This window comes from Dolichospermum circinale AWQC131C, from assembly GCF_000426905.1.
GTDB classification, from domain to species: Bacteria; Cyanobacteriota; Cyanobacteriia; order Cyanobacteriales; family Nostocaceae; genus Dolichospermum; species Dolichospermum circinale.
In genome coordinates this window covers 1-1,979 of record NZ_APIY01000435.1, presented here as the reverse complement: position 1 = coordinate 1,979, position 1,979 = coordinate 1, and the positions used below count along the sequence as shown (strand labels likewise).

At 32.2% G+C, this 1,979-nt stretch carries 3 protein-coding genes; all 3 read left to right on the top strand.

Annotated elements, in window-relative coordinates; translation table 11 throughout:
• The first annotated feature begins 179 nt into the window (after positions 1-179).
• From ACIR131C_RS0100780 to ACIR131C_RS0100770, 3 genes are read left to right on the top strand one after another with little or no spacing between them, the layout of a single operon-like run.
• Positions 180-410, top strand: coding sequence for a hypothetical protein (locus ACIR131C_RS0100780; RefSeq protein ID WP_028083852.1), 231 nt, complete (start codon positions 180-182; stop codon positions 408-410).
• A 53-nt stretch (positions 411-463) separates the two neighbouring features.
• Positions 464-763 carry a helix-turn-helix domain-containing protein gene (locus ACIR131C_RS0100775; protein WP_028083851.1) on the top strand — a complete coding sequence of 100 codons (300 nt, stop codon included), beginning with the start codon at positions 464-466 and terminating at the stop codon, positions 761-763.
• On the top strand, positions 763-1,182 hold the full coding sequence (locus ACIR131C_RS0100770; protein WP_028088696.1) for a type II toxin-antitoxin system VapC family toxin: 420 nt from the start codon (positions 763-765) through the stop codon (positions 1,180-1,182). The genes ACIR131C_RS0100775 and ACIR131C_RS0100770 overlap by 1 nt, the downstream gene beginning before the upstream one ends.
• The last annotated feature ends 797 nt before the right edge of the window (positions 1,183-1,979 follow it).

Below are 1,979 nucleotides of genomic sequence, written 5' to 3'. Positions count from 1 at the left end.
AATCATTACTTGAGTCATCATAGAATTATTTTAATAATTTTGATAACTTTTATATTATAACATGATCAACAATAAAAATATCGATAATTTAAAATATTTTTGTCTGAATTAGGATATCCAGGATTTTAGGATTTACAGGATGTTATAATATTTATAAACTTTCACCAAAATATACAGTTATGGCGATCGCTATTTCCCTAACTCCAGAACTAGAAGCAAGACTACTTGAAAAAGCAACCCAACAAGGAAAAGATATCAGTTTAGTTGCGGCTGAATTATTAAAAAATATCCTAGACTGGGAATTAGAAGACTCACAAGCAGCTATTCACGGTATTCAGCAAGGATTAGATGATTTTGAAGCAGGAAGATTTCGGTCTTTTGATGATTTTGCCAAAAAATCAACATTTTGACTTGAAATATTAACTATAAACATTAACAAAAATACAAGGTTGTGGCAATCCTTATGAGTCAAATAACATTACCAGAAGTTCTTACAATTGATGAAGTTGCCGAATATTTGCGTTTACCTCAAGAAGCGGTAATTCGTCAAACATTACTGGGGAATATTCCTGGACAAAAAATAGAGAATAACTGGAGATTTTTAAAAGTTGCAATTGATGAATGGTTAAGTTCTCCATCTCACCGATATATTCTCATTCAACAAGCTGGCACTTTTGCTGATGATGATTCATTAGCTGATTTAAGAGCATCTATTTATGAAGCAAGAGGAAGAGCAGAAGTTGATGAGGATGAAGAGATTTAATGTACTTACTTGATACTGATACTCTAACGCATCTACACGCGGGAAACAGTAATGTAGTTAAGCAATTAAATACTGTAGAGGATGATTTAATTGCAATTACTATCATTACTAAAATTGAGGTTTTGCGGGGAAGAATTGATTATGTTCTCAAAGCTGATACAGGAGAAAAATTAATAAAAGCACAGGAGTTATTATTTCGTACAGAAGAACTTTTAAATCAACTACCAATTATTCCTATTAATCAGTTAGCAGCAGACGAGTTTAACAGGTTACGTGCTATTTCTAAACTGCGTAAAATAGGACAAGCTGATTTATTGATTGCTAGTATTACCTTAGTAAATCGTGCTATCTTAGTAACAAGAAACCTGCGTCATTTTCAACAAATACCTGGGATAAAAGTTGTTAATTGGGTTGATTGAGATTCAGTTAAATTTGAGATTTTTGAGCATTTTTGTGTCATAATCAGGATAACCAGGATTAGAGGATGTACAGGATGTAATTTTTTTAGGCTCTACCGTTCCCTTTATGTAACACAACATTTATTGTAGGTTGGGTTGAGGCACGAAACCCAACACCTCTTACTATCCTCCCGCGAATGTTGGGTTTCACTTCGTTCAACCCAACCTACAAAAATTAAATTAATATTCTCTTCCATAAGGAGAGCGGTAGAACCTTTTTTTATTGTTTAAGAAAAATGGCAATTTTTGGATGATAGATAATATCCTGTGATTGTAATTATCATCTTTCAATATTCACAGACAATTCATCAATAACAATCCTGTAAATCCTAAAATCCTGGATATCCTGATTCTGACAATGACAATTTCAGCATCCCACCAACAACCTACAAATCACAATCCTGTAAATCCTAAAATCCTGGATATCCTGATTCAGACAAAAAATATGAATCAGATATTTTCATTATGTTGGGTTGCTTTCCTTAATCTAAGCTAGAAAATGAGAGATAACCCACTATTTAAGCCTATAATTCCAAGTTTTAATAGCTAAATCAATATACCATCCTAAATTTTGAGGAGTTTGTCTTTTATATGATTCCCAGGAATCAAGAATATCCTTATCAAAAGGTGGTTTTAAACCTTTCACTAGATATATTAGCAAAGGAAAATTATTAATGCATTCAGCTTGAGCTAAATATATAGTAGTTTAACTTAAGAATGAGACAAAAAGAGTATAAGATTGAAGAGAGAAGGTATGG

What these genes read in the sequence shown, in the direction of transcription:
- ACIR131C_RS0100780 (WP_028083852.1), top strand. Translation starts at nt 180, where the DNA reads ATGGCGATCGCTATTTCCCTAACTCCAGAACTAGAAGCAAGACTACTT.
- ACIR131C_RS0100775 (WP_028083851.1), top strand. Translation starts at nt 464, where the DNA reads ATGAGTCAAATAACATTACCAGAAGTTCTTACAATTGATGAAGTTGCC.
- ACIR131C_RS0100770 (WP_028088696.1), top strand. Translation starts at nt 763, where the DNA reads ATGTACTTACTTGATACTGATACTCTAACGCATCTACACGCGGGAAAC.